23 protein-coding genes and 1 riboswitch are annotated in these 26,308 nt (G+C 63.4%); of the genes, 12 read left to right on the top strand and 11 right to left on the bottom strand.

Annotated elements, in window-relative coordinates; genetic code table 11:
* Genes AC1DSC_RS29095 through AC1DSC_RS29075 form a run of 5 tightly spaced genes read right to left on the bottom strand, consistent with a single transcriptional unit; the run spans position 1 to position 4,140 of the window.
* Positions 1-675 (bottom strand): LysE family translocator, encoded by a 675-nt coding sequence (locus AC1DSC_RS29095; protein WP_278880875.1) that lies wholly within the window; start codon positions 673-675, stop codon positions 1-3.
* A 22-nt stretch (positions 676-697) separates the two neighbouring features.
* Positions 698-1,330 (bottom strand): DJ-1/PfpI family protein, encoded by a 633-nt coding sequence (locus AC1DSC_RS29090; protein ID WP_436287258.1) that lies wholly within the window; start codon positions 1,328-1,330, stop codon positions 698-700.
* 23 nt (positions 1,331-1,353) lie between these two features.
* Positions 1,354-2,556, bottom strand: coding sequence for an aminotransferase-like domain-containing protein (locus AC1DSC_RS29085; RefSeq protein WP_412510350.1), 1,203 nt, complete (start codon positions 2,554-2,556; stop codon positions 1,354-1,356).
* A 31-nt stretch (positions 2,557-2,587) separates the two neighbouring features.
* Complete coding sequence (locus AC1DSC_RS29080; protein ID WP_436287259.1) at positions 2,588-3,544, bottom strand: DMT family transporter; 957 nt, start codon at positions 3,542-3,544, stop codon at positions 2,588-2,590.
* Positions 3,541-4,140 carry a LysE family translocator gene (locus AC1DSC_RS29075; protein ID WP_436287260.1) on the bottom strand — a complete coding sequence of 200 codons (600 nt, stop codon included), beginning with the start codon at positions 4,138-4,140 and terminating at the stop codon, positions 3,541-3,543. Before AC1DSC_RS29075 ends, AC1DSC_RS29080 begins: the two co-directional genes overlap by 4 nt.
* Positions 4,141-4,244: 104 nt before the next feature.
* Between AC1DSC_RS29075 and AC1DSC_RS29070 the strand changes: the two genes are divergently transcribed.
* The 3 genes from AC1DSC_RS29070 to AC1DSC_RS29060 all read left to right on the top strand — a co-directional run bounded on the left by AC1DSC_RS29070 (position 4,245) and on the right by AC1DSC_RS29060 (position 7,791).
* Positions 4,245-5,660: an aminotransferase-like domain-containing protein gene (locus AC1DSC_RS29070; protein ID WP_436287261.1), complete on the top strand. Its 1,416-nt coding sequence runs from the start codon at positions 4,245-4,247 to the stop codon at positions 5,658-5,660.
* A gap of 88 nt (positions 5,661-5,748) precedes the next feature.
* Positions 5,749-6,465, top strand: coding sequence for a PhaM family polyhydroxyalkanoate granule multifunctional regulatory protein (locus tag AC1DSC_RS29065; RefSeq protein ID WP_436287262.1), 717 nt, complete (start codon positions 5,749-5,751; stop codon positions 6,463-6,465).
* A gap of 45 nt (positions 6,466-6,510) precedes the next feature.
* Positions 6,511-7,791: an FIST signal transduction protein gene (locus AC1DSC_RS29060; protein ID WP_278881099.1), complete on the top strand. Its 1,281-nt coding sequence runs from the start codon at positions 6,511-6,513 to the stop codon at positions 7,789-7,791.
* A 26-nt stretch (positions 7,792-7,817) separates the two neighbouring features.
* On the opposite strand, the gene AC1DSC_RS29055 is transcribed toward AC1DSC_RS29060, so the two are convergent.
* Positions 7,818-9,119 (bottom strand): D-amino acid dehydrogenase, encoded by a 1,302-nt coding sequence (locus AC1DSC_RS29055; RefSeq protein WP_436287263.1) that lies wholly within the window; start codon positions 9,117-9,119, stop codon positions 7,818-7,820.
* Between the two features lie 90 nt (positions 9,120-9,209).
* Positions 9,210-9,316: riboswitch (glycine riboswitch) on the bottom strand.
* Positions 9,317-9,543: 227 nt separating this feature from the next.
* Between AC1DSC_RS29055 and rfbB the strand changes: the two genes are divergently transcribed.
* From rfbB to rfbC, 4 genes are read left to right on the top strand one after another with little or no spacing between them, the layout of a single operon-like run.
* Positions 9,544-10,626, top strand: a complete 1,083-nt coding sequence (rfbB, locus tag AC1DSC_RS29050) for a dTDP-glucose 4,6-dehydratase (RefSeq protein WP_018903761.1) — start codon at positions 9,544-9,546, stop codon at positions 10,624-10,626.
* Entirely contained in the window at positions 10,623-11,513 is an 891-nt protein-coding gene (gene rfbD, locus AC1DSC_RS29045; RefSeq protein WP_436287264.1) for a dTDP-4-dehydrorhamnose reductase, read from the top strand. The genes rfbB and rfbD overlap by 4 nt, the downstream gene beginning before the upstream one ends.
* Positions 11,514-11,553: 40 nt before the next feature.
* On the top strand, positions 11,554-12,453 hold the full coding sequence (gene rfbA, locus AC1DSC_RS29040) for a glucose-1-phosphate thymidylyltransferase RfbA (protein ID WP_018903759.1): 900 nt from the start codon (positions 11,554-11,556) through the stop codon (positions 12,451-12,453).
* Positions 12,450-12,998: a dTDP-4-dehydrorhamnose 3,5-epimerase gene (rfbC, locus tag AC1DSC_RS29035; protein ID WP_436287265.1), complete on the top strand. Its 549-nt coding sequence runs from the start codon at positions 12,450-12,452 to the stop codon at positions 12,996-12,998. Before rfbA ends, rfbC begins: the two co-directional genes overlap by 4 nt.
* Here the strand turns inward: rfbC and AC1DSC_RS29030 are convergent.
* Positions 12,991-13,218 carry a hypothetical protein gene (locus tag AC1DSC_RS29030; protein WP_436287266.1) on the bottom strand — a complete coding sequence of 76 codons (228 nt, stop codon included), beginning with the start codon at positions 13,216-13,218 and terminating at the stop codon, positions 12,991-12,993. The genes rfbC and AC1DSC_RS29030 overlap by 8 nt on opposite strands.
* Positions 13,219-13,329: 111 nt before the next feature.
* Between AC1DSC_RS29030 and AC1DSC_RS29025 the strand changes: the two genes are divergently transcribed.
* The 3 genes from AC1DSC_RS29025 (at position 13,330) to AC1DSC_RS29015 (ending at position 20,113) form a co-directional block, all read left to right on the top strand.
* Positions 13,330-17,406 carry a glycosyltransferase gene (locus AC1DSC_RS29025; RefSeq protein ID WP_436287267.1) on the top strand — a complete coding sequence of 1,359 codons (4,077 nt, stop codon included), beginning with the start codon at positions 13,330-13,332 and terminating at the stop codon, positions 17,404-17,406.
* A 131-nt stretch (positions 17,407-17,537) separates the two neighbouring features.
* Positions 17,538-18,947, top strand: a complete 1,410-nt coding sequence (locus AC1DSC_RS29020; protein ID WP_436287268.1) for a rhamnosyltransferase WsaF family glycosyltransferase — start codon at positions 17,538-17,540, stop codon at positions 18,945-18,947.
* Positions 18,948-19,018: 71 nt separating this feature from the next.
* The gene (locus AC1DSC_RS29015; RefSeq protein ID WP_478131988.1) at positions 19,019-20,113 is read left to right on the top strand and encodes a glycosyltransferase; all 1,095 of its coding nucleotides are present in this window, start codon (positions 19,019-19,021) and stop codon (positions 20,111-20,113) included.
* On the opposite strand, the gene AC1DSC_RS29010 is transcribed toward AC1DSC_RS29015, so the two are convergent.
* From AC1DSC_RS29010 to AC1DSC_RS28995, 4 genes are all read right to left on the bottom strand, one after another.
* Positions 20,110-20,976, bottom strand: a complete 867-nt coding sequence (locus AC1DSC_RS29010) for a GDP-mannose 4,6-dehydratase (protein ID WP_436287270.1) — start codon at positions 20,974-20,976, stop codon at positions 20,110-20,112. The two genes, AC1DSC_RS29015 and AC1DSC_RS29010, sit on opposite strands and share 4 nt — an antisense overlap.
* Positions 20,973-22,010: a GDP-mannose 4,6-dehydratase gene (gene gmd, locus AC1DSC_RS29005; protein ID WP_436287271.1), complete on the bottom strand. Its 1,038-nt coding sequence runs from the start codon at positions 22,008-22,010 to the stop codon at positions 20,973-20,975. Before gmd ends, AC1DSC_RS29010 begins: the two co-directional genes overlap by 4 nt.
* Before the next feature lie 147 nt (positions 22,011-22,157).
* Positions 22,158-22,904 (bottom strand): ABC transporter ATP-binding protein, encoded by a 747-nt coding sequence (locus tag AC1DSC_RS29000; protein ID WP_018903750.1) that lies wholly within the window; start codon positions 22,902-22,904, stop codon positions 22,158-22,160.
* A gap of 3 nt (positions 22,905-22,907) precedes the next feature.
* Entirely contained in the window at positions 22,908-23,711 is an 804-nt protein-coding gene (locus AC1DSC_RS28995; RefSeq protein WP_436287272.1) for an ABC transporter permease, read from the bottom strand.
* A 474-nt stretch (positions 23,712-24,185) separates the two neighbouring features.
* On the opposite strand from AC1DSC_RS28995, the gene AC1DSC_RS28990 reads away from it, so the two are divergent.
* A complete protein-coding gene (locus tag AC1DSC_RS28990; RefSeq protein WP_436287273.1) occupies positions 24,186-25,190 on the top strand; it encodes a glycosyltransferase family 2 protein in 1,005 nt (334 codons plus the stop codon).
* A 39-nt stretch (positions 25,191-25,229) separates the two neighbouring features.
* Positions 25,230-26,291, top strand: coding sequence for a glycosyltransferase family 2 protein (locus AC1DSC_RS28985; RefSeq protein ID WP_436287274.1), 1,062 nt, complete (start codon positions 25,230-25,232; stop codon positions 26,289-26,291).
* The last annotated feature ends 17 nt before the right edge of the window (positions 26,292-26,308 follow it).

Here is a 26,308-nt window from a genome sequence, read left to right as displayed (position 1 = left end):
TCAGCTTCCTTGGACAGGTGTGGCGGACAGGGCGGATGGCACGGCGGGACGGTCGAGCAGCAGCAGGCGGATCGCCAGGCCGACCATCACCAGGGCCAGCAGGCCGCGCTGGAACTTTTCAGCCCCCGGACGGCGCTGCAGCCAGCGGCCGAGCTGTCCGCTGCAGGCGCCGAGCAGCGTGTTGAACGCGAGCGCGGCTGCCGACAGCATGACGCCGAGCTGCACCAGTTGCAAGGGCACGCTGCCGCGCGCCGGGTCGACGAACTGCGGCAGGAACACCATGAAGAACAGCAGCGCCTTCGGATTGACGAGGTTGTTCAGGAAGGCCATGCGCACGATGCGGGCGAAGGCGGATGGCTGCGCACGCGCACCCGCGGGGAGGCCGCCGCTGCTGCTGCGAAGCGCCTGCACCGCGAGCCACAGCAGGTACAGCGCGCCCGCATAGCGCAGCAGGTCGAAGGAGGGCGGCCAGGCCGCCACCAGCGCCGTGACGCCGGTGGCGGCGAAGAGCGTGTGCACCAGGTCGGCCGACGAGATGCCGAGCGCCGCTGCGAAGCCGCCGCGCGGGCCGTGGGCCACGCCGTGCGAGAGCACGAAGGCCATGTTCGGTCCCGGCGACAGGAACAGCGCGAGCACGGCCAGCAGGAAGAGCGCGAGCGTGGCGAGGCTGATCATGATGCGTCCTGCGGCGCTTCCCTCAGGCGGCGTCGGCCGTGGCTGCGGGAACCGGTGGAAGGTAGGGCTCGATGTTGCGCAGCGCGCGCGCCACGTAGTCTTCCTTCTCGCCCACCGGCGCCACGTAGTGCAGCGCGCTCTTCGCGGCCTCGATGCCTTCGCTGCGTGCGATGAGCCAGGCCGCGAGGTAGGGCGCCGACAGGCAGCCGCCGGCCGTCGCCACATTTCCCTTGGCGAAGAAGGGCTGGTTGAGCACCTCGACGCCGGCCTCCTGCACCCAGGGCTTGGTCGTGAGGTCGGTGCAGGCCGGCACCGCGCCCAGCAGGCCCAGCTTGGCGAGCAGCAGCGTGCCCGAGCACTGCGCGCCGATCAGCTGCCGCTTCGCATCGAGGCGGCGCAGCGCGCCCATGATGGCCGGATCGGCCGCGATCTCGCGCGTGCGGATGCCGCTGCCGACGAGCACCGCGCCGGCTTCGGCGGCCGCCTCGAGCGTGGAGCTCGCATGCATGGTGACGCCGTTCATCGAGGTGACCGTGGCGCTGGGCGCGGCCAGCGTCACGCGCCAGCCCGGCCTCTTGATGCGGTTGAGCACGCCGAGCGCGATCAGCGAGTCGAGTTCGTTGAAGCCGTCGAAAGTCAGGATGGCGATGTGCATCGTGGTCTGCCTCGCGTTGCGTCTCAGACGGGTTCGGGCGCGAGCTTGCGTTCGCCCAGCAGCGCCAGCTCTTCGCGCAGCGTCAGGGCCAGCGCGGCGATCGCGGTGTCGATCTCCTCCACGCTGGCCGTCACGAACGACAGCCGCAGCGTGCGCGGATCGCCCTGGTCCGCATAGAAGGGCGCGCCCGGCACGAAGGCCACGTTGCGCTCGACCGCCTTGGGCAAGAGCGCGACGGTGTCGATGCCCTCGGGCAGGCGCGCCCACAGGAACATGCCGCCCTTGGGTGCATTGAACTTCACGTCCAGCCCGGCCATCTCGCGCGTGAGCGCGGCCATCATCGCGTCGCGCTGGCGCTTGTAGAGCGCGCGGATGGTGGGCACGTGGCGCTCGAGGAAGTTGTCCTTCATCACGGCCGAGACCATGCGCTGCGTGAAGATCGGCGTGTGCAGGTCGACCGCCTGCTTGGCCTGCAGCAGCTTCGGGAAGATGGCCTTCGGCGCAACCAGGAAACCCAGGCGCAGGCCCGGTGCGAGCACCTTCGAGAACGAACCCAGGTAGATGCAGCCTTCGGGATTGCGCGCGGTCAGCGGCAGCGGCGGGGCTTCGTCGAACCACAGTTCGCCGTACGGGTTGTCCTCGACGATCGGCAGGCCGGCGGCGGCCGCGGCGGCCGACACGGCGGCGCGGCGCGCCTCGGTCATGGTGCGGCCCGTAGGGTTCTGGAAATTGGGCAGCAGGTAGACGAAGCGCCCATCCTTCGCCTTGGCCACCAGGTCTTCGACGATCACGCCTTCGTCGTCGCTCGCCACGCTCACCGGGTTCGGCTCCATCGGGCCGAAGGCCTGCAGCGCGCCCAGGTAGGTGGGCGTCTCGACCAGCACCTTGCTGCCCGGATCGATGAGCACCTTGGCCACCAGGTCCAGGCCCTGCTGCGAGCCGGTGGTGATGAGCACCTGCGCGGGATCGACGTTCCACGGCAGCATGTCGGCCACGGCCTGGCGCAGCGGCGCATAGCCTTCGCTCGCGGCGTACTGCAGCGCCGCCTGGCCGTCGTTGTGCAGCACCTCGGCGCAGGCGTCGGCAAAGGCCTGGATCGGGAAGGTCTTGGGCGAGGGCAGGCCGCCGGCCAGGCTGATGATGCCGGGGCGCTCGGTGACCTTGAGGATTTCACGCAGCACCGACGGATTCATCTTGGCGGCGCGGGCGGCGAGTTTCCAGTTCATGGGGTCTTCTTTCAGTCGGGTGGGGTGGGATTCAGGATTGTTCGGCATGCGCGGCGCGCGGCGAAACGGCAGGAACGGGCTGCGGCTGCGACAGGCGCTTGCCGAGCACCACCGTGCAGACCACGGCAATGGCAAAGCCCAGCGTGACCACGTCGAGCGGTTCGCCCAGCAGCGGAATGGATGCAAGGATGGAGAGAAAGGGCTGCAGCAACTGCGTCTGGCTCACGCGCAGCGCACCGCCCAGGGCCAGGCCGCGGTACCAGGCGAAGAAGCCGATCCACATCGAGAACACGCCCACGTAGACGAAGCCCAGCCAGGCCGAGGTGGCGATGGGCTCCGTGGGCCACATGGCCAGCGTGGCGGGCAGCGTCACGGGCAGCGCCATCACGCAGACCCAGCAGATCACGCGCTCGGCGCCGAGCGACGGCGTGACCTGCGCGCCGTAGATGTAGCCGAACGAAGCCGCGACCACCGCGCCGACCAGCAGCAGGTCGGCCCATTCGAAGCCGAAGCCATGGCCGCCCTGGCTCGCGCGCAGCACCGAGAACAGCACCACCAGCACACTGCCCGCGATGGCGCAGAGCCAGAAGCCGAGCCGCGCGCGCTGGTGCAGCACCCAGGCCGCGACCGCCGCGGTCACGAGCGGCAGCAGCGCCGTCACCACCGCCGCGTGGCTGGCCGTGACCACGCGCAAGGCGTAGCCCAGCAGCAGCGGATAGCCGATCACATTGCCGAGCACCGCCATGCCAAGGGGCTTCCACTGGTGCGGCGCGGGCCGCGGCGAACGCGTCGCCAGCAGGAAGACCGTCGAGAGAATGCCCGCCAGCGCGGCGCGCCCGAGCGTCACGAACCAGGGCGACAGCTGCGGCGCGCCCTGCGTGCCGGTGGCCAGCCGCGTCATCGGCAAGGTGACCGCGAACAGCGCCACGCCGATCACGCCAAGCCACATGCCCAGCGTTTCGTCCTTGATAGGGAGGCGGTTGTTCATACACCCAGCATCCACCAGGCCGTGAGCACCAGCACCAGCCCCATCGCGCGGTTGAACCACAGCAGGCGCTTGCCCTTGGAGAGCCATTCGCGCAGCAGTGCGCCCGCCAATGCATAGGTGAAGTTGCTGATGAAGGCGTAGACCAGCATCACCGGCGCGACGATGGCGAAGCGCCCGAGCGCATCGGGCTGGCCTGCGATCCAGCCGGCCACCAGCGTGAGCGCGAGCAGCCAGGCCTTGATGTTGACGAACTGCAGCATCACGCCCTGGCCAAAGCCGACGTCGAGGCTCGCGCCGTCGGCACGGCCGAGCGTGCCGCTGCCGCTCAGCTTGTGGGCCAGCCACAAGAGGTAGCCGACACCCAGCGCCTTGATGGCCAGGCGCAACGAAGGCACCGCCACCACCAGCGCGCCGATGCCGGCTGCGCACAGCACCAGCAGCAGCGTCCAGCCGACCGGCACGGCCACCACGAAGCGCATGGCGCGCGGCAGGCCACCGTTGGCCGCGAGGGCGGTGGAGAGCGTGGTGTTGGGACCGGGCGAGAAACTCATCGCCGTGGCCAGCACCAGCAGCGCGGTGAATTCTTGCCAGTTCATTGCATACACTCTAAACTTTCACACCATTACAGTTCCGATACAGTTAGTCGAACATATTCGAAAACTGTATTGGTCTTTCTTTCGACACAGAAGCCGAGCCCCAGATGCTGACACGAACCTCCACCCAGTCGCTCACGGGGCAATTGGCCGACCGGCTGGCCGAACGCATCCGCACCCGGCTGCTGCCGCCCGGTGCGCGCCTGCCCTCGGTGCGCGAATGCGCGCGCCAGCAGGGCGTGAGCCCCTACACGGTGGTGGCGGCCTACGACCAGCTGCTGGCGCAGGGCCTGGTCGAGGCGCGCCGCCAGCGCGGCTTCTACGTGCGCGACTCGGCGCCGGCGCAGGAGGGGCGTCCACCCAACGCGGCGCCCATGGTGGTCCAGATGATGGCCTCGCGCGTGCCGGCCGATGCGAGCTCGCTCATCCGCAGCATGTTCCACCGGCCCAGCGACAAGCCGCAGCCGGGCATGGGCGTGTTTCCGCCCGACTGGATGGCGTCCGCCTTCATGCCGACGGCGGTGCGCCGCATGACCAGTACAGCCGCGCTGCAGGAACTGTCGCTCCAGTACGGCGAACCCTCGGGCGACGCCGCGCTGCGCCGCAGCCTGTCGAACAAGCTGGTGGGCATCAACGTGCCCGCCGCGCCCGACCAGATCGTGACCACGGTGGGCGCCACGCACGCGCTGGACATCGTGAGCCGCACGCTGCTGCGCGCGGGCGATCCGGTGATGGTCGAGGAGCCCGGCTGGGCGCTCGAATTCGCGCGGCTCGAGGCGCTGGGCATGCGCATCCTGCCGGTGCCGCGCCGCGCCGACGGGCCCGACCTGGAGGTGATGGCGCAGTACTGCCAGCTGCACAGCCCCAAGCTCTTCGTGAGCGTGAGCGTGCTGCACAACCCGACCGGCTACAGCCTCACGCCCGGCAGCGCGCATCGCGTGCTCAAGCTGGCCAACGAGCACGACTTCCACATCGTCGAGGACGACACCTACAGCCACCTCGCGCCCGAGCACGCCACGCGGCTCAGCGCGCTCGACGGGCTGCAGCGCACCATCTACGTCAGCGGCTTCGCCAAGATCCTGGCGCCCAACTGGCGCATCGGCTTCCTGGCCGCCTCGCCGCAACTGAAGGAGCGGCTGCTCGAGACCAAGCTGCTGGCCACGCTCACCACGCCCACGCTGTTCGAGCGGGCGCTTTCGTGGTGCATCGACCAGGGCCAGCTGCGGCGGCATGCCGAGCGCATACGCATCCGGCTCGACGGCGCGCGCGGCCGCGCGGTGAAGCTCGCGATGGCGCACGGCTGCAGCTTCGCGTCGGAGCCGGCGGGCCTGTTCGGCTGGGTCGACACCGGCGTCGACACCGACGCGCTCACCCAGCGCATGCTCGACCAGGGCTACCTGCTGGCGCCGGGCTCGCTGTTCCATGCGCGGCGGCCGCCGAGCACGATGATGCGGATCAATTTCGCGACCTCGCAGGACGCGGCGTTCTGGAAGGTGTTCAGCAAGGTGCGCGCGGAACTCTGAGGGGGCAAAGGGGAGGGCGCCCGGGCCCAAAACGGCGGTGCCTTGGAGTAAGCTGGCATCACAAGAAAACCCAACCGGAGACCTCCGCATGAGCAACGCCAGCCAACCCTTCGACTTCAGTCAATTCGTCCCCGGATTCGATTTTCTGAAGAACCTTGCCGGCGGTGGCGCCGGCGGCGCGGCGGGCAGTGCGGTGCCCGGGTTGCCGAGCCTCGCGAGCTGGGTGGCCCCCACGCTGAGCGTGGAAGAGGTCGACAAGCGCATCCAGGAACTCAAGACGGTGCAGTATTGGCTCGAGCAGAACGGCCACGCGCTCAAGGCCACCATCCAGGCGCTCGAAGTGCAAAAGATGACACTTTCGACCTTGCGCGGCATGAACGTGCGGATGGAAGATATCGCCAGCGCGTTCACCAAGCAGGCGGCCGCCGTGGCGCCTGCCGCTGCTCCGGCACCTGCAGCAGCCGCTGCGCCGGCCGAACCGGAAGCCGAGCCCGAGGAAGAAGAAGCCCCGGCACTGGCGAAGAAGGCGCGCAGCAAGCCGGCTTCGGCCGCTGCCGCTTCGGGCGGCAATGGCGCCGCCGGCGTGATCGATCCGATGCAATGGTGGGGCTCGCTGACCGAGCAGTTCCAGCAGATCGCGAGCTCGGCGCTGCAGGATGCAGCCCAGCTCAAGGTGCCGGCCATGGCCCAGCCGGCGGCTAATGCTCCCGCGGCTTCGAAACCCGCGGCCAGGAAGGCGGCAGCGCCCGCCGCCGCCAAGAAGGCATCGGCCGCCGCGCGCAAGCGAACGACCGGCCGCCGCTGACGTCATACACACATCTTTCTTGAAGAGAACGGGTTGGCACGCATCATGAAGCTGTTTCCTTCCGGCCATGCCACCCACCCGCAATGGCGCATGGCAGCCGGCCTCGTGCTGGCCCAGTTGCGCGCGCAGATGGCGCTGCCCGACTACGCGGCATCGCCCACGCTCGGGCTGCTCTACATCACCGACCATTACGCGGCGGACGCGCAGGACATCCTCGACCACCTGAGCGCCGAACTGCCCGAGGTCACCGACTGGTCGGGCACGGTCGGCATCGGCGTCTCGGCCAACAACGCCGAATATTTCGACGAGCCTGGCCTCAGCCTGATGCTCTGCGCGCTGCCCAGCGACCAGTACCGCGTGTTCTCCGGCGTGGCGCCGCTGGGCAATTCGGAAATGAGCGGCTTCGAGGCCCACACGGCGCTGGTGCACGCGGACCCCGCCACGCCCGACCTGACCGAACTCATCGGCGAGATGGCGGGCCGCACCGACACCGGCTACCTGTTCGGCGGGCTCTCGTCGGGCCGCGGCGGCGCGCTGCAGTTCGCGGTGGGCGGCAACGGCAACATCCGCGGGCACGGCGCCGCGGGCGGCGTGTTCTCGGGCGGCCTGTCGGGCGTGGTGTTCGGCGAGGGCGTGCGGCTGGTGTCGCGAGTCACCCAGGGCTGCCAGCCGCTGCGCTCGGGCGCGGGGCGCGAGCGCGAGATCACCGAGGCCGATGGCAACCTGCTGCTCAAGCTCGACGGCGAACCCGCGCTCGACGTGCTGCTGGCCGACCTGCAGGTGTCGCTCGAGCGGCCGCAGGAAGCCATCGACGCCGTGCGCGCCACGCTGGTGGGCCTTGCCGACGCGGGCAGCGACGGCATTCGCCGCACGGGCGACCTGGGCGCCGATGTGCTGGTGCGCCACATCATCGGCCTGGACCCCACGCGCCGCGGCATCGCGATTGCCGACGTGGCCGAGGCGGGCATGCGCCTGACCTTCTGCCGCCGCAATGCGCAGGCCGCGCGCGCCGACCTGATGCGCATCTGCGCGGAAATCCGGGAGGAACTCGAGCCCGAGGAGCAGACGCTGGCCACCGCACGCGCCGTCGCGGCCGGGGAGGCCGAAGCGGCGCCGCATCCGGCGCGCCGCATCGCGGGCGCGGTGTACGTGAGCTGCTCGGGACGCGGCGGGCCGCATTTCGGCGCGCCGGGCGCCGAGCTGCAGATCGTGCGGCATGCGCTGGGCGACGTGCCGCTGGTCGGCTTCTTCGCCGCAGGCGAGATCGCGCGCCACCACCTGTACGGCTACACCGGCGTGCTGACGGTGTTCACCAGCAAGGACTGAGTCTCCCTCGCCCTGCCTGCCGGCATTCAGGCCGGCTGCAGCACGCGCGCTGCCGGCGCAGGCATGCCGGTGAACGCAAAGTCGACCTCGGGCGCGAGTCCGCTCACGATGCGCGCAATCGACTTGCCCGAGCCGCAGGCATGCGTCCAGCCGAGCGTGCCGTGGCCGGTGTTGAGGAACAGGTTCGGCAGTTTCGTCTTGCCGATCAGCGGCACGTTGCTTGGCGTCGCGGGGCGCAGGCCGGTCCAGAACTGGGCCTGCGTGGTGTCGCCGGCACCCGGAAAGAGCTCCTCGACGCGCCGCACGATCGCCTCGCAGCGCACGCGGTTCAGGTCGCGGTCGTAGCCGTTGAGCTCGGCCGTGCCGGCAATGCGCAGGCGGTCGCCGGAAGCCGAGGTGTAGCGCGAGAACACGAGCTTGAACTCGTCGTCGGTCAGCGAGACCTGGTGCGCCCTGGAGGCGTCCTTCACCGGCAGCGTCACCGAGTAGCCCTTGGCCGGATAGATCGGCAGCCGAATGCCCAGCGGCGCGGCAACGATCGGGCTCAGCGAACCCATCGCGAGCACGAAGGCGTCGCCGCGGATGCGCTGGAAGCGGCCTTCGCTGTCGGTGGCTTCGACATGATCGATGCGGCCGCCGGCCTCACGCAGCGCGGTCACCGTGTGGCTCATGAGGAACTTCACGCCCGCTGCGGCCGCGCGCTTTGCCAGCTCGCGTGCAAAAAGATTCGCGTCGCCGGACTCGTCCTCCGCCGTGTAGGTGGCACCCGCCAGCTTCGGGCGGATGTGGGCGAGGGCGGGCTCGATCTTCACGGCTTCGTCGGCCGAGATCACCTGGCGTTCGCAACCCAATGCGCGCATCTGCTCGGCGGGCTGGAGGGCGCCGTCGAACTCCTTCTGCGTCGTATAGAAGTGCAGGATGCCCTGCGTGCGCTGGTCGTATTGGAGGCCGGCGTCGGCACGCAGCTGCTGCAGCACCTCGCGGCTGTAGGTGCCCAGGCGCACGATCTGCTCGATGTTGTGCCGGGTGCGCGCCGGCGTGCATTCGCGCAGGAACTGCAGGCCCCAGAGCCATTGGCGCATGTCGGCGCGGATGCGAAAGAGCAGCGGAGCGTCTTCCTTGCCGAGCCATTGCAGCACCTTGAGCGGCGCGCTCGGGTTGGCCCAGGGTTCGGCATGGCTGACGGAGATCTGCCCGCCGTTGGCAAAGCTGGTTTCGGCGGCCGGCGTGGCCTGCCGGTCGATCACGGTCACCTCGTGGCCGAGTTGCTGGAGGTAGTAAGCAGAAGTCACGCCGAGCAGGCCGGCGCCAAGAACGATCACACGCATTTCAAGTACCTTTGAAGATTGGCACTTGAACGGCGGACTTGGTGTGCTACTGATTCAATAGCAAGCAACCGGACGAACGCCGTCCAAGTTGCCGCTCCCCCTGTCCTTGGTACCTGAGAGATTCACCTGTTGCACCTTGCAACGGGTTTGCTCCTTCGGTGCATCACGCGAGGTGATGGCTCTCCAGACGGCTTGTCAGTTGATGCAGTACGTGCCACGCAACTCTTTGAAAGAACTTCAAGGAATCTGTGGGCCAACCTGAGCGTTTATGGGAGTTTGCGCCTTCGGTGAAGTAGTAATAGGTACTACTCGCTCTCCTGCAGTGAAACGATTGTAGGCGGGGACCGCAAAGCCGCCAACCATGAATTTTGACAATTCGGACCAATGGGATAATTGTCATTGATTCGAAACTTCGGGGAGACTCATGATCCTGGTAACCGGCGGCGCGGGCTTTATCGGCGCCAACTTCGTACTCGACTGGCTGGCGCAGAGCGACGAGCCTGTCGTGAACCTCGACAAGCTGACCTATGCCGGCAACCTCGAGACGCTCGCGTCTCTCAAGGGCGACCCGCGGCACATCTTCGTGCAGGGCGACATCGGCGACAGCGCGCTGGTCGACCGCCTCCTGGCCGAGCACAAACCGCGCGCCATCGTGAACTTTGCTGCGGAATCGCACGTCGATCGCTCCATTCACGGCCCCGAGGACTTCGTGCAGACCAACGTGCTGGGCACCTTCCGCCTGCTCGAGTCCGTGCGCGGCCACTGGAGCGCGCTGCCGGCCGAGCAGAAAGCCGCCTTCCGCTTCCTGCACGTGTCGACCGACGAGGTCTACGGCTCGCTCTCCAAGACCGACCCCGCCTTCACCGAAGAAAACAAGTACGAGCCCAACAGCCCCTACTCGGCCAGCAAGGCCGCGAGCGACCACCTCGTGCGCGCCTGGCACCACACCTACGGCCTGCCGGTCGTCACCACCAACTGCTCCAACAACTACGGGCCCTTCCACTTCCCCGAGAAGCTCATCCCGCTGATGATCGTCAACGCCCTGGCCGGCAAGCCGCTGCCCGTGTATGGCGACGGCATGCAGGTGCGCGACTGGCTCTACGTGAAGGACCACTGCAGCGCCATCCGCCGCGTGCTCGAAGCCGGCCGGCTCGGCGAGACCTACAACGTCGGCGGCTGGAACGAGAAGCCCAACATCGAGATCGTCAACACCGTCTGCGCGCTGCTCGACGAACTGCGCCCGCGCGCCGACGGCAAGCCCTACAAAGAGCAGATCAGCTACGTCACCGACCGCCCCGGCCACGACCGGCGCTACGCCATCGATGCGCGCAAGCTCGAGCGCGAACTCGGCTGGAAGCCCGCCGAAACCTTCGACAGCGGCATCCGCAAGACCGTCGAGTGGTACCTGGCCCATGGCGAATGGGTGCGCAACGTGCAAAGCGGCGCTTACCGCGAATGGGTCGAGAAGCAATACGACGCCGCCCCCGCGGCCAAGGCTGCGGCATGAAGCTGCTGCTGCTGGGCAAGGGCGGCCAGGTCGGCTGGGAGCTGCAACGCAGCCTCGCGCCGCTGGGCGAGCTGGTTGCGCTCGACTTCGACAGCACAGACTTCAACGCCGACTTCAGCCGCCCCGAGCAACTGGCCGACACCGTACTCAAGGTGCGCCCCGACGTTATCGTCAATGCCGCGGCCCACACCGCCGTCGACAAGGCCGAGAGCGAGCCCGAGTTCGCGCGCAAGCTCAACGCCACCTCGCCCGGCGTGGTGGCCGAGGCCGCGCAGCAGATCGGCGCGCTCATGGTGCACTACTCCACCGACTACGTCTTCGACGGCAGCGGCAGCACGCCCTGGAAAGAAGACGACGCCACCGGCCCCCTCAGCGTGTACGGCCGCACCAAGCTCGAAGGCGAACAACTGGTGGCCAGGCACTGCGCGAAGCACCTGATCTTCCGCACCAGCTGGGTCTATGCCGCGCGCGGCGGCAACTTTGCCAAGACCATGCTGCGCATCGCCGAGGAGCGCGATCGCCTGACCGTCATCAACGACCAGTTCGGCGCGCCCACCGGTGCCGAGCTGCTGGCCGACGTCACGGCGCATGCCATCCGCGCCACGCTGCAGGACCCGGCCAAGGCCGGCCTGTATCACGCGGTGGCCGGCGGCGAGACCACCTGGCACGGTTATGCGCGCTTCGTGATCGAGCAGGCCAAGGCGGCCGGCGTCGAACTCAAGGCCGGACCCGAAGCCGTCGACCCCGTGCCCACCAGCGCCTTCCCCACGCCCGCGACGCGCCCCGCCAACTCGCGCCTGGACACGCGCAAGCTGCAGACCACCTTCGGCCTGGTGCTGCCGCACTGGCAGCAGGGCGTGGCCCGCATGCTGCGCGAGACCCTTTGACAAGCGAAGCAAGCAAGCAAGAAGCGGAGAACACAACACAATGACCACGAAGACCACGCAACGCAAAGGCATCATCCTGGCCGGCGGCTCCGGCACCCGGCTGCACCCCGCCACGCTCGCGCTCAGCAAGCAGCTGCTGCCGGTGTACGACAAGCCGATGATCTACTACCCGCTCAGCACGCTCATGCTCGGCGGCATGCGCGACATCCTGATCATCAGCACGCCGCAGGACACGCCGCGCTTCCAGCAGCTGCTGGGCGATGGCAGCCAGTGGGGCATCAACCTGCAGTACGCGGTGCAGCCCAGCCCCGATGGCCTCGCGCAGGCCTTCATCATCGGCGACAAATTCGTAGGCAATTCGCCGAGCGCGCTGGTGCTGGGCGACAACATCTTCTACGGCCATGACTTCGCGCACCTCTTGGCCGATGCCGATTCGAAGCCCTCCGGCGCCACCGTCTTCGCCTACCACGTGCATGACCCCGAGCGCTACGGCGTGGTGGCCTTCGATGCCAAGGGCAAGGCCAGCAGCATCGAGGAGAAGCCGGTCAAGCCCAAGAGCAGCTATGCCGTGACGGGCCTGTACTTCTATGACAACCAGGTGGTCGAGATCGCCAAGGCCGTGAAGCCCAGCGCGCGCGGCGAACTGGAGATCACGGCGGTCAACCAAGCCTACCTCGACCTGGACCAGCTCAACGTGCAGATCATGCAGCGCGGCTATGCCTGGCTGGATACCGGCACGCACGAGAGCCTGCTGGAGGCCGCGCAGTTCATCCAGACCCTGGAGCATCGGCAAGGGCTCAAGATTGCGTGTCCTGAAGAGATTGCGTGGCGCAATGGATTCATCGATCGCGAGCAATTGGCAAAGCTTGCCGTGCCGCTGCAAAAGAACGGCTACGGCAAATATCTGAACCATTTGCTGGCGGAGGAGGTGCGCTCGTGAAGGCAACACCTACCGCGATTCCTGAAGTGCTGGTCATCGAGCCGAAGGTCTTCGGCGATGCGCGCGGCTTTTTCTATGAGAGCTTCAACGGCAAGGCGTTCGATGAGGCGGTCGGCCGGCACGTCGAGTTCGTGCAGGACAACCATTCGCGCTCGGCCAAGGGCGTGCTGCGCGGGCTGCACTACCAGATCCAGCAGCCGCAGGGCAAGCTGGTGCGCGTGGTGCGCGGCGCGGTGTTCGATGTGGCGGTGGACATCCGCAGGTCGTCGCCAAGCTTTGGCAAATGGGTGGGGGTGGAGCTCAGCGAGGACAACCATAGGCAGTTGTGGGTGCCTGAGGGGTTTGCGCACGGGTTTCTGGTGCTGAGCGAGACGGCGGAGTTCTTGTACAAGACCACTGATTACTATGCGCCGGCGCATGAGCGCAGCATTGTCTGGAATGATGCCGCCTTGAATATCCAATGGCCAGCCATCGGCATGGCGCCCCAGTTATCGGCCAAAGACGAAGCTGGCGCCGACTTTGCCAGTGCAGAAGTATTCAGTTGAGGCTCGGATAGGTCGGATAGGTATTGCCCGAGTCGAGCTGCTGCTTCAAAAGATATTCATATTTGCGAACAGCCGGCGCTATCGGCCTGTAGCCCGATTGAGTGCTGGGCGCTCGTCTCTTGCTGCGGGCCTGCTTGTCGGCAGCGCCGAAGTCCTGGCGCTGAACTTGCTCGCCATGGTCGACTAGAAGCGTATGAAAGTCATTGCGGGCTTTGTCCACCTGATTCTTGCAAGCAATCCGAGGGAGTTCGTTTCTGCGACGCCCATTCCCATCCATACGTCTTTTTTCGAGCGACGCTTCGGCTGAGCGGCGCATCAACAAAACAACTATATGGCACGCAGCACACTCGCAACACTCTATTCCAGGCACCAAGGCAAGCTTTCGGACAAATGGTCGATCTACATTTCGATCTATGAGCGGCTGTTTTTCGAACTTGTCGACCAGTCCCTGCGGGTTCTGGAAATTGGCATCCAGAACGGCGGATCTCTGGAGATCTGGTCCGAATTTTTCCCTAGAGCTACGAAAATTGTCGGGTGTGACATCAACGAGGCGTGCCGGCAGCTCATTTACGGTGATCCGCGTATCGGTGTCGTCGTAGGAGATGCCAACACCAATGAAGTGGAGGAGGCTATCGCCGCGCATTCGCCGAAGTTCGACCTCGTCATTGACGACGGCTCGCACCGATCCGGCGACATCATCCGTTCTTTTGCTCGCTATTTTCCGCGTCTTGAGGACGGAGGCATGTTCGTCGTTGAGGACCTGCATTGCTCCTATTGGGCCGAGTTCGAGGGCGGATTGTTCGATCCTGCGTCCTCGATGGCATTCTTCAAGCGCCTTGCCGACGTCATCAACCACGAGCACTGGGGCGTTCCCGATACGCGGACCGCACTGCTCGAATCCTTCACCAGAAGGTATGGTGTGGCATTCGACGAGGAGTTGCTCGGGCATATCCATGCGATAGAGTTCCTGAACTCGGTCTGCGTGATTCGCAAGAAGGCAGCTGCCGACAACCGACTCGGTACGCGCGTGATTGCGGGGAAGGAAACAATTGTTGATGCAGGTCCGTTGGCATTGCACGGCACTGCTTCGCGGCAATCCAATCAATCGGATAACGCTTGGTCAAGGGTCAAGCCCCTGCCTGAGGATGAACTCGCGGCACTTCGTGCTTCGACGCGAGACCTTCAAACAGATCTGGCGTCACGCTCCGAAGAACTGCGCGACGCCCAGAGGGCGGCTCTCTACGCAGATATCCGGTCGAATGTTGCGCAGAACCACATTCACCAGATCAGGGCGAAGTTGAGCGAGAGGGCGCGGGAGGCCCAGCAACTCGTCGAGTCGCTTCAAACACTTCGTGCGCACACAAGCGCACTCGAAAGCGCGTTGCGGCAGCGCCAGGTGCAGGTCGAGGAAATATTCGGCTCCACGAGTTGGCGTGTCACGAAGCCTCTTCGATGGGCCGGCCTTCAGAAGGGGCGGATCGCGCGCGCGGTCAAGCTGTTGCCCGTGCTCTCTCAACGTGCGGGTGGGTTCTCAAATCTGGCTCGCCGAGGCATTCAGGTGCTGAGCGAATCGGGCCTGGGCGGCGTACGCAGCGCTATCCGTGCTGTTGAAGCTGAAGAACTGGTGTCGAAGGCCTCGCCCGTGCCTTACGACCACACTACGTCGGGCGGCGATCCATTCGAGGATGTTGCTCGCCAGATATACACCAGCCAACAGGCGCAACTGGCCCCTCGCGAGATTTTCGAGTCCATTAGGAACTTCGAGCAAAAGCCCCTGATCTCCGTAATTATGCCGGTCTATAAAACACCGGTGCAGTGGCTGAGTCGTGCCATCGAGTCGCTACAGGAGCAGTTCTATGACAATTGGGAGCTGTGTGCTGTGGACGATTGTTCACCGACGGCGGACCAACGAGAAATCCTGCAGCAGTATGCAACGTGCGATCCTCGCGTGCGTTATCGGGTGCTTGAGAAGAACGGCGGCATCGCCGCAGCGTCCAATGCAGCGCTCGAGATGGCCCAAGGCGGATTCATTGCATTGCTGGATCACGACGACGAATTGCCGGGAGATGCGTTCTTCTGGATCGTGGATGCCATCAACAAGAATCCGGGTGTCGATTTCATCTACACCGACGAATGCAAGATCGACGACACATCGGAGCGTCAACTTTCCCACTTCATATTCAAGCCGGATTGGTCGCCCGAGATACTGTTCAACTCCATGCTGACCGGACATCTGACGGTCTACAAGAAGGATGCGGTCGATGCGCTGGGAGGCTTCCGCAGCCAGTATGATTTTTCGCAGGATTACGATCTCGCATTGCGGATGGCCGAGGTGGCGAAAAGGATCGTGCACGTGGAGCGGGTGCTCTATCTTTGGCGTTCCATCCCTGGTTCGGCGGCAAGCGGTGGAAAGGACTTTGCACGTGAGTCCAACATCGCCGCGCTTGACGATGCGCTTGCCCGACGCGGCATCGAGGGGAAAGCGATACCGCTGCCCCACGCCAACTATGCCCGTATTGACGTGCCAACGACCGCCAAGGTCTCGATCGTCATTCCTTCGGATTCCTTCAAGAATCTCAAGCTCGCACTGAATGCGATCCTGGAGAAGACCGACTACCCGAACTACGAGGTGGTGGTCGTCTGCAACGGCCCCCTTGCCGAAGAGCTGAAAGGCGAGTTTCATAGCTCGCCGCACATCGTCTTCCTCCCATATGATAAGAAGTACAACTTCTCCGACAAGTGCAATGAAGGGGCGCGAGCAGCCGGGGGCGAAATCATCGTCTTCTACAACGACGATGTGTTGCCCGCCCAGCCCGACTGGATCGAGAAACTGATCGAGTACCTCTGCATATCGGATGTCGGAGGCGTTTCACCCAAGCTGCTGCACGAGGACGAGACGATTCAGTACGCGGGGATGATTTCGGGGACGCCAGGCCTTTGTGGTACCGCGTACAACAATGTCCCCAGAGAAGCGAACGATTCGTTCCTCTCCATGCACAAGTACGTGCGCAACGTCTCCATCCTTTCGGGCGCCTGCTGCGCGCTCAAGACCGAATTGTTCTGGCGTATCGGTGGCTTCGATGCAGTCAACACGCCCGACGGCCATTCGGACATGGACCTGAGCTACAAGCTTCTGGAGGCGGGGTACCGGTGCGTCTACACGCCGTACGCTGTCCTCTATCACATTGGGAATCACTCCTGGGGCGCAAAGTCCGCTAAATACAAGGCCGACATCTTCGTGCTGAAGCGTTGGGGCGCCTACGTTTCAAGAGATCCGAATTTCACGGATTCGATGAAAAAGGTGCTCTATCGCGATTTCCGGTTTAACTACAAGATTTTTGCATCGCATGTTGATGCATCTGCCACGTACACGGGCCCGGACGTCTTGTTCGTCTCGCACGAACTTTCGCTGACCGGGGCGCCTCGCATGCTCCTGTGCGCAGCGGTTGCAGTGCTGCGCGGTGGCGGTTTCCCTGTCGTGGTGGCCCCAGCGGATGGACCGATGCGAAAGGAGTTGGAGCAGGCAGGCGTGGTAGTGATCGTGGATCAGTCGCTTCGCGACGGGCATTTTCTGTTCGAGCGTTTCGCAAGAAATTTTGATGTAGTCGTTGTCAATACGATGGCAATGAGCGGCGTCGTTCGGCAGCTCGAAGCTATCGACAACCTGGACGTGATCTGGTGGTTGCACGAAGGACAGGCGCTCGAAGTCGAACTGGCGGCTGAACCTGAGCTCGACAGTACGCGCGTGCGGTTGCTTTGCGTCAGCGAGTACGCTCGCGATTATCTGCCTGCCGGTTTTCGAGCTGATGTGGTCTATAACGGGATCCCGGATCGCAGTGGCGAGATTCAAAAGAAGCCACTGCCCGACCGATGTACCTTTGTGCTTGCGGGAACGCTCGAAAGTCGCAAAGGACAAGACCTGTTCGTCGACGCGATCCTTCTGTTGCCGGAAGACGTACGTGCTTCCTGCCGATTCTTGATAACTGGCAGGCTCCCCGAACAGAACATCCCCTATTGGTCGGACGTGTACAAGCGGATGGAGGCTGCCCCGGAGATCGAATATCTGGGCCTGGTGGACCACGGTGAACTGCTCGGGCTACTGGCCGGCGCGGATGCGGTCGTCTGCTGCTCGCGCGACGAAGCTTTTTCACTGGTCGCCGTTGAAGGTGCAATGCTCGCCAAGCCGTCGATCATCAATCCACATGTCGGTATTGCGGAGGTGCTGGAGCACGACAAGTCTTGTCTTCTCTTCGAAGCAGATGATGTGAATTCACTGGCAGAACAATTGCTAGCGGCCTTCCGAGATCGGGCCAAGATGCGCGACATCGGGCTTCAGGCGCGCAAAGTCTACGAAGAAAAATTCACCATCTCCCGCTTTTCGGAAGAGTTTCTTCGACTCGTGAGATAGGAGGGGGCGTTGGATCGAAGATATTGCCAAGAGGGGCCTCGATCGGCCCGGCACGTGAATGGAGAAGAAGAGCTGGTCGGCACTAGTCCCTGTCTCTTTCGGTTGAAATCTAAAAAAGCAAGGAAGTAGCGATGAATGAGCGATGGAGGCGGCTTGTGGCGTTTTGGAATGAGCACGGCACGGTTGCTGTGGCGCGGCTCATTCGCACCAAGATAGATGCCGCGATTGCGGGGCGCCCAATCTTCAACGAAGTGGCCCCTGTCAATCCCGCGGTCTTCGACGAAGTGGCCCCTGCCGATCCTGTAGTGCAAAGTCACCTGATGGATATTGCCGTCAACACAGACAATCACCCGCCGGCTGCGAGCAAGGTCGTTCGCGAACGTTTTCAGACCACTCAGCCGTTGGAGACTTATCTTATTCCCAAGACGTCTATCCGAAGGGTGAGCTTGGTGACCGACAGCATTGGCAGGGAAAGTTTGTTTGGTGGAGTGGGGACAGCGTTGTTGCTGGCTGCACAGCTGGCAAATCGAATGAATGCCACTTTGCGGATCGTGACACGCACCCAAATACCATCAGCTTCCAACGCTGCGCAAATCTTGAGTGCGTACGGAATCCAACTGACACACGAGATTCAGTTTGCATTTTCTCCCTCGGCCTGGGATTGCACGACGCCCCAGAACAACGCAGAGGTCGCGGGCCTGGATATCCACCCCGACGAGACATTTATCACCACCTCGTGGTGGACGACCGCCGCAACGCTGACCAGTGTGCCCCCTGCTTCGATCATCTACCTCCTTCAGGAGGACGAACGGATGTTCTATCCATTCGGGGATGATCGAGTTCATTGCGAACGAATCCTGAGTAACCAGGACATCCGATTCGTCGTCAATACGCGGCTCCTGTATGACCATCTGATCGCGAGTGGCTTGGACAACCTGAAACACAACGGGAGTTGGTTCGAACCAGCGTTTCCGAAGACGCTGTTTCACGAGCGCCAGCGGGAGCCGGGCGGCAAGAAGAAGTTCTTCTTCTACGCGCGGCCAAACAATCTGCGCAATCTTTTTTATGTTGGGCTTGACATCATCGAGAGGGCCGTGAACGAGGGGATTCTTGATATCGAGCGCTGGGACCTTCTTCTGGTCGGCAAGCACATCCCGAACGTGGCCTTCGGCAATGGCTATGTGCCCGAACGCTGCGAAGGGCTCGACTGGGAAGCCTATGCTGATCTTGTAGGAACGGTCGATCTCGGGCTCTGTTTGATGTACACGCCGCACCCCAGCTATCCGCCGCTCGACTTGGCGGCCAGCGGCGCGGTCGTGGTGACCAACAAGTTCGCCAACAAGCAGGATTTGTCCAACTATTCGCGCAACATCATTTGCGCCGAACTGAATACAGAGGCCGCGCTCGATGCGCTTCGCGCTGGGGTGGCGCTTGCGGAAGACAAGGAAACACGCGCGCGCAATTTCGCGGCCAACGGGCTGGGCGCGGACTGGACTCAATCGTTCGAGCCTATCCTCGAGTTGCTCACGACGGCACGCTGATGTTTGAACTGGCGACTCCCCTCGTTCCGTACGCGGACCCTTGGCTTCAGCCTCTTTCGGAGCGGCTGGCAATGCTGCATCGACGTGAGGTGCGCGTTGCTTACTTCTACGAGGAGCCGAACAACAGCACGTTTCGCTATCGCGCCTACAACATGGCTCAGGTGCTGAACGGGTGCGAGACAGGGAACGTCTCGGCGAGCTATTTCTTCTTGTCTGACCGAGAGCGTTTCGACGAAATCGCCGACGCGGCGGACATACTGGTTATCTGTCGTTCGCGCTACTGCCATGAGGTCAACGGACTGATCACCAAGTTTCGTGCGCGCCGAAAACGCGTGTTGTTCGACATAGATGATCTGGTGTTCGATACCGACTACGCCCATCTCGTAGTTGCCACCCTAGGCGTCGACGTGACGAGAAAGGGTCTGTGGGACGACTGGTTTGCAATGATTGCCCGCATGGGGCAAACATTGAAGATGTGCGATGGCGCCATAACGACCAACGAGTTTCTCGCGCGGAAACTTGCTAACTACTCGGGCCTTCCGGTGTTCGTCGTGCCGAATTTCATGAATAAGGAGCAACTCGAGCTTGCAGAAAGGATCTTTGCCGAGAAGGAGCGCGCGCGCTTTGTCGGCGACGGCAAGGTATGCCTTGGCTACTTCAGCGGCTCGCCGTCTCATCGCCTCGACTATGCGATCGTCGAGCCCGCGCTGGCCGAGGTGCTGGCCGAGCGGCCAGATGTGGAAGTCATGGTCGTCGGCTACATCGACCATGGTCCTGTGATGCGCGAATTTTCTCACCGCATCAGTCGGCAACCCTTTCAAGACTATGTGAATTTGCAACGCCTGCTCGGGACCGTTGAGTTCAATCTCATGCCGTTGCAATCGAATGCCTTCACCGACTGCAAGTCCGAGTTGAAGTATTTCGAGGCTGCCAGCGTTGGCACTTTGAGCATCGCTTCCCCGAGCTTCACTTACCGACGAGCAATTCGCGACGGTGAGAACGGGTACCTGGCCAAAGCACACGAATGGACCGAGACGATTCTGCGAGCTTTGGATCGCGGCGAGGCTTATGAGGTAATGGCGGCGGAGGCTCGGCGTGATGCGCTCTTGAAGTTTGGCTGGCAGCACCAGACCGAAGCGATTCTCCGCGCGCTGCAGCTCGGCTAATCTTGCTTGGCAAGCAACACGTGTTTCAGCGTCTCTTCCAGCGAAGGTTCATGCAGCGCGACGCCCTGCTCGGAGAAGAGCGCTTGGAGCTTCTGCGGGTCACCACATAAGCGGCGCACTTCATTCGCCCTGATAAAGGCTGGATTGATCTCGATGCGCAGATCATGCGAAGTCATCCGTGCAAATGTCTCGATGATCCGGCGCAGCGCATACGGCCGTCCCGAGCAGATGTTGTACGTCTCGCCCGGCTCTCCATGTGCGAGCAGCAGCAGGTAGGCATCGCAGACCATCTGCACATCGTTGAACTCGCGCTCGACATCCAGATTGCCCAACTCGATCGACGGCGCACGCGAGGCAAAGTGCGCGGCAAGTTTGGGGATCAGAAAATGAGCGTCCTGTCCGGGCCCGGTGTAGTTGAAGGGGCGCGCGACCACCAGGTTCAACTGCTCGTTGTAGGTCCTCGCCATGAATTCCATGGCGAGCTTGCTCATGCCATAGTGGTTGATGGGCGCCGGCGGCTGGCTTTCGGTGATGGGCGATTGGGCCGTGTTGCCGTAAACATTGGCGCTGCTGGCCAGGAGAACACGGGCAGGCCTGGCAGGCAGTTGCACCAGCGCGTCCAGCAGATGGGTGGTCCCGACCACATTGACTGCGTAGAACGCTGCCTCGTTGGCGTGCCCCACAAAACTGATGGCTGCCAGGTGCACCACGGCGTCGGGCGCAAGCGCCAACACTTCCTGGTGCAGGGCCTCGCGATGCGTCAGGTCGGACTGAAGTGCAATGACGGCGTGGCCAGCCGCAACAGCTCGCTTGGCAAATACCTGGCCGGTGAATCCTTCGGCGCCGGTCAGCAATATCCTCAAAACGACTGGCCCTGGGCGTTTCGCCGAAGGTCAGCCTCGACCATCAACTGGCACAGCTGCTCGAGAGTGGTCGCAGGTTCCCAGCCAAGCTTGGCCTTGGCCTTGGCGGGATTGCCGATCAAGAGTTCCACTTCGGCCGGGCGATAGAACGCCGGATTGATGCGCATCACGGTCTTACCGGTGGCCGTGTCGACCGCGGACTCCGAATCGCCGGTGCCCCTGAATTCGATGGCCATGCCGGCGCTCATGAATGCCATGGCAACGAACTCGCGCACGGTCTCCGTGCGATTCGTTGCGAGCACGTAGGTGTCGGGTTCTTCTGCCTGCAGCATGCGCCACATGCCCTCGACGTATTCCTTCGCAAAGCCCCAGTCGCGCTTGGCATCGAGATTGCCGAGTTCCAGCACGTCCAGTTTGCCGAGCTTGATCTTCGCAACCCCGTCGGTGATCTTGCGGGTGACGAATTCCCGGCCTCTCAGGGGGCTTTCATGATTGAAGAGGATGCCGCTGCAACCGAAGATGTTGTAGCTCTCGCGGTAGTTGATCGTCATCCAGTGGGCGTAGAGCTTTGCAACGCCATAGGGGCTGCGCGGATAGAAGGGCGTTTCCTCGGTCTGCGGGATGGCTTGGACCTTGCCGAACATCTCGGATGTCGAGGCTTGATAGAAGCGGATCTTGGGGTTGACCAGCCGGATGGCTTCCAGCAGATGCAGCGTACCCAGGCCGGTGATCTGCGCGGTGGCGATGGGCTGATTGAAGCTGACGCCGACGAAGCTCTGGGCTGCGAGGTTGTAGACCTCGTCCGGCGCTGCGTCGCGGATCAGCGTGATCGAGCTGCCAAGGTCGGTAAGGTCGTATTCGACCAGATGAAGATCGGGGTTGTGCTGGATTCCAAGCTCTTCGATGCGCCAGAAGTTCACCGAACTGGTGCGGCGGTAGGCGCCATAGACAACATAGCCCTTGGCGAGCAGAAGCTCGGCCAGGTAGGCGCCATCTTGCCCGGTGATGCCCGTAACAACAGCATGCTTCTTCATGAAACCCTCTCTCTTTGTTCAAGGAAAGCGCACAACTTTGCACGTCGAATGCCGATACGTGCTGCAGACGCTTGAATTCTGCCTTGGAAGAGAGAGATTGGACACATGGGCCGGAGCCCTGCCGGCCAAGGCGCCCGCGGCACAGGTCTAAGGCCGGTCGTCCAGTTCCGTTGCGTCGGCCAGCACGGAAAGCTCGGCGGGCTCGAGCCGCCCATGGCTCAGCTTGACCACCATGTTGCATTCCTTCGCGATCAACGCCGGCGAATGCGAGGCCAGGACCAGGATGCCCGACTTGGAAACCACGTCCCGCATGCGCTTTTCCGCCTTTTCGGTGAAGTCGGCATCGCCCACCGAGAGCCATTCGTCCATCAGGAGAATGTCGGCCTCGACGCTGGTGGAGATCGAAAAGGCGAGCCGCATCATCATCCCGGTGGAATAGGTGCGCACAGGCATGTTCACGTACTGCCCGAGGCCGCTGAATTCGCAAATCTCCGGGATCCGTGCGTCGATCTCCTTCTTGCTCAGTCCCATGACGAGTCCGCGCAGCATGATGTTCTCGATGCCGGTCGCGTCGGCCTCGATGCCGAGCGACGGATCGATCAGGCTCGATACCGTTCCCTCGCGCTTGAATTCGCCGGCGGAGGGCTCGTAAACGCCGGCCAGCGTACGCAGCAGGGTCGATTTGCCCGCCCCGTTGTGCCCGATCAGCCCCAGGCGGTCTCCGCTCTTCAGCTCGAGGTTGATGTCGCTCAGCGCCTGAACGACGGTGACGCCGGTCTCCTTGCCAAACCTGCCGCCGGTGACGGAAGCCGCAAGTGTTTTCTTCAATGACGCTGCACCAGCGCCATAGATCGGAAAGTTGACGGCAACGTTTTTGAGGGAAATGGAAGCCATGTATCAGAGCCAGTAGACAACGCGTCGGCGGTATCTGGAGAACAAGATTGCGGAGCCGATAAGAGTCAGGGCAGACCATCCCAGGATGCCGAGCCAACTGTGCGCAGCGGCAACCCCCCCCATCAGCGGCGTGCGCAGCAGGTCGAGCATCTGGGCAAACGGGTTCCACAGGATGTACTTGGCGCGGTCCGGAAGACTCTCGGGCAGCCAGAATACAGGGGTCAGGAACATGAGCATCTGCATGACGCTGCTCACGATCTGGGTGACGTCGCGGAAGCGGGTGCAGATGAGCCCGAGCAGCAGTCCAAGGGCGTGGGCATTGACAATGGCGATGGCCATTGCCGGAATGACCAGCAACGCAGACCAGGACAAGGAAATACCCGCCCAAAGCGCAACCGGGACGTACAGCACGATCTGATGCGCAAACTGGATCAGGTTTCGCGCAATGCTCCGCCAGACGAACAGGCTGATTGGAAAATAGCCTTGCTTGAGGTAGTTGGAGGAGCCTACGAAGGCGTTGCATGACTCCGTCACCACGCTCGAAAAGAAGCCCCAGAAAATGATGCCCAGCGCAAGGTGAGGGAAGAACTTGGAGAGTTCCGTTCCGAACAGCGAACTGTACAGAGGCCCCATGCCGCCGATCATGGCGCCCATGCTCAACGTGAGCCAGAGCGGACCCAGCATCGAGCGGCGATAGCGCAGCACCACGTCGAACCATGCGAGCGTCCACCAGATATCCGTGCGGCGGGTACCTTCCCACCAGTCAGACCATGGGCTGCGGTGCAAATTGGAATGGACTTGGCTCATATGCGCCCGTTGGTGTTTGCCAGGCGCGCGAAGCCGTTTTCGCCCGGATGTTCTCGACACTGGGCTTCAATGAGCACCAGTTCCTCGTTGCCGATGTTCGTCAATCGATGTTTCTCTTTCAATGGGTATGGCGATATCCGCCGAGAAAGGGTCCCCTGCTGGACTTGCCGATCTGGCCAATACCGCGGGCCTGGACGCGGGCCCAGTGCGCTGCGCATTGGTGATGATATTGCAGTGACAGTTCCGCCCAGGCCTCACAAACATGCACCTGGCTTGGATGTTGCCTGCTGCGATGCCGGTCGGATCCGGGATTCTGCGCGCCCCAATAGCACAATTGAGAGGGCGCGCATTTTCTTGTTCGGGAGTGAAGAAAGGGATAATTTTACCGGCCCCCGCGCTGGAGGCTCCAGGAACCGTTGAAACCGCATCCCATCGCCTCGCCACATTGATAACCGCTCGCAAGACGAGCAAGCCATGAGCATCCCCCCTTCCCCCGAGATCTCCGTCGCCCTTTGCACCCACAACGGCGCGCGTTTCCTGCGCGAGCAGGTGCGCAGCATCTGCCTGCAGACCCTGCCGCCGGCGGAGATCGTGCTGTCCGACGATGCGTCGACCGACGGCTCGGTGGAGGTGGTGCGGGCTGCGGTGGCCGAGTGCGCGGCCGAACAGCCGGGGCACCCCGTGGCCCTGCGCATCTTCGAGAACCGGCCCGCGCTGCGCGTGGTCAAGAACTTCGAGCAGGCCATCGGGGCCTGCACCAGCGAACTGATTGCGCTCAGCGACCAGGACGACATCTGGCTCCCCGAGCGCCTCGCGCAGATGGCGCCGCTTTTCGAGAGCGATCCGAATCTTCTGCTTCTGCACACCGATGCGCGCCTCGTCGATGCCGAGCGGCGCGACATCGGCGATACGCTGTTCCATGCGCTCGAAGTCACCCCCTCGGAGATCGAGCGCGTCCACGGCGGCAACGCTTTCGATGTGTTCCTGCGGCGCAACCTCGTGACCGGCGCGACCACGGTGTTTCGCCGTTCGCTGCTCGAGCATGCCCTGCCTCTGCCCGTCGAATGGGTGCACGACGAGTGGCTGGGCATCATCGCGTCGGCCATTGGCCGGGTCGACCTGCTGGAGCAGCCGCTCATCGACTATCGCCAGCACGAATCGAACCAGATCGGGGCCCGGCGCGACACTTTCGAAGCCAAGGTGCGCAAGGCACTGGCTTCCAGGGGCAACACGCATGTGGAGCGGGCCATCAAGGCCGAACTGCTCCTTGCGCGGCTGCAGAAGATCGGAGGCCGGGTTTCGCCGGAGATTCTCGACAGGGTGCGCAGCAAGATCGAGCACCAGCGCTTCCGCGCAGCCTTGCCGGCATCACGGCTCGCCCGATGCCTGCCCATTTTTCGCGAAGCCATGACCGGCCGCTACGACAAGTTTGGCCGTGGCTTCCGGGGCGTGGTGCGCGACCTCTTCGAATCTGTGTAGGCTTGCGCCCAAGCGAATCGCGTCACTCCCACAAAAACAATGACCACCACGAATTCACCTCCTGTTTCCATCGCCGGCACTCCGGGCGCTCCGCCCAGTGTGGTGGTGATCATTCCGTTCTACAACGGGGCGGACTTCATCGAGCGTTCTGTCCGCAGCGTGTTCGAGCAGTCGGTGCCCGCGAACGAGGTGATCGTCGTCAACGATGGCTCCCGGCCCGAGGAGCGCGCGGCGCTCGACGCGCTTGCGAAACGCTATCCGTTCCGCATCCTGGACAAGGAGAACGGAGGGCAGGGTTCGGCGCGCAATGCCGGCGTCGCCGCGTCCACGTCCGAGTACCTCTGCTTCCTGGATCAGGATGACTTCTACCTGCCCAACCACATCGAGACGCTGGTCAACGCCATTCCGCCCGACGATCAGCTCTTCGGCTATGTCTACGCCGACTTGTTCGAGGCGGATGCCGATGGCAATGTGATTCGCACGGATGTTGTCAAGGATCACGCAAAACACCCGAAGCGCAGCATCTTCGACCTGTTGCGCTACGACATGTTCGTTCTGCCTTCAGCCAGCTTGGTGAGCCGCAAGGCCTTCGAAGCCGTGGGCGGCTTCGACCCTCAGTTCATGGGCTATGAGGACGATGACCTTTTCCTGCGTATTTTTCGCAAGGGCTACAGCAATCAATTCGTGGACAAGGCCGTCACCGTCTGGTGCATTCATACGGCCAGCACGTCCTTCGGCATCCGGATGGTCCGTAGCCGCTTCAAGTACTTCAAGAAGCTGCTGCAGATGTTTCCCGATGAGCATCAACGCGGCCGCTACTACCTGCGCGACTCGCTGATGCCGCGGTTCCATCCGTTCTTCGTGAACGAGGCCATTGAGGCAATCAAGACAGATTCCGAATACCGCGGTGAAATGAGTGCGGTACTCGCCGAATATGCGGCCATCGTCTTTGCCAATCCCCATGTGGGCCGCAAGGCAAAGCTGCGCCTGTGGATCACGCTTCAGGCGCTGCAACGCAGCACGCCGGGGATGGTGCGCTTCGTGGGCGCGATGACGCGGCTGCCCGGCATTCGTCGCTTGCGGCGCATCTACGGAGGCTGATCCCACGCCCTGAGGGG

The organism is Variovorax sp. 01N425, from assembly GCF_056399465.1.
This window is presented reverse-complemented; position numbering and strand designations above follow the sequence as displayed.